The 821-nt window shown below is 55.1% G+C and carries 2 protein-coding genes; one reads left to right on the top strand and one right to left on the bottom strand.

Annotation, left to right across the window (positions count from 1 at the left end):
• Window positions 1-552 (top strand): peptidase dimerization domain-containing protein (locus HW443_RS12155; protein WP_176238325.1); only part of this gene is annotated, 552 nt, incomplete at its 5' end.
• Here HW443_RS12155 and HW443_RS12150 read toward each other — a convergent pair.
• The coding region (locus HW443_RS12150) for a M20/M25/M40 family metallo-hydrolase (protein ID WP_176238324.1) at window positions 459-821 on the bottom strand (363 nt) is incomplete at its 5' end. The two genes, HW443_RS12155 and HW443_RS12150, sit on opposite strands and share 94 nt — an antisense overlap.

Below are 821 nucleotides of genomic sequence, written 5' to 3'. Positions count from 1 at the left end.
CCTTCCTACGACAGCATCAAAGCCTGGATCAAAGGACAGGCGGCTCATGCCGGGGCATGTCCGGAGAAGGGCATCAACGCTATTGCTGCTGCCGCCAGAGCCATATCCCAGATGAAATTGGGAAGGAGCGATGAGGAGACAACAGCCAACGTTGGAGTGATCAAGGGGGGTGTGGCCAGAAACGTTGTTCCTGAGGAATGCTACGTGGAAGGCGAGGCCAGAAGCCACGACCCCAGGAAACTGGCAGAGCTGACGGCCAGCATGATCGATGCCCTGCAGAGGGCTTGCGCGGAGGCAGGAGCCACTTTTCATCCTGAAGTTATCCGCGAATTTGAGGCCTTCCACGTCTTAGAAGATCAGCTTCCGGTCAGAATTTTCCAGGAAGCCTGCCGGAGATGTGGCCTCAAACCAAGAACGCTTTCATCAGGTGGAGGGAGTGATACTAACATCTTTAATGCTCATGGTATCCCAGCAGTGAATTTGCCCATAGGCATAAGAGACGCCCATACGGATAAGGAAACCCTGCCTATTAAGGACTTTGAGCTGTCGTAGGAAGGTGCCCTGGTAGTGACCCCACCTGGAGGCCCATCTGAATCCAGAACAAAGGCCACATCAGCTTTCAGCAGACTGAGGTCCAGGTGTTTGGCTCCCAGGAGGCCTTCTTCCTCCCCTGAGGAGATAACTGTCTCCACATCCCCGACCTCCAGATCTTTTTCTTTAATGGTGCGCAGCACTTCCAGGATTATGGCCAGACCAGCCTTGTCGTCAGCGGCCAGGATGGGCAGGTCGGAGGAGCCCACGTCTGAAGTACAGTCACGCCA

Source organism: Candidatus Hakubella thermalkaliphila (assembly GCF_013281975.1).
GTDB lineage: Bacteria > Actinomycetota > Humimicrobiia > Hakubellales > Hakubellaceae > Hakubella > Hakubella thermalkaliphila.
This window is presented reverse-complemented; position numbering and strand designations above follow the sequence as displayed.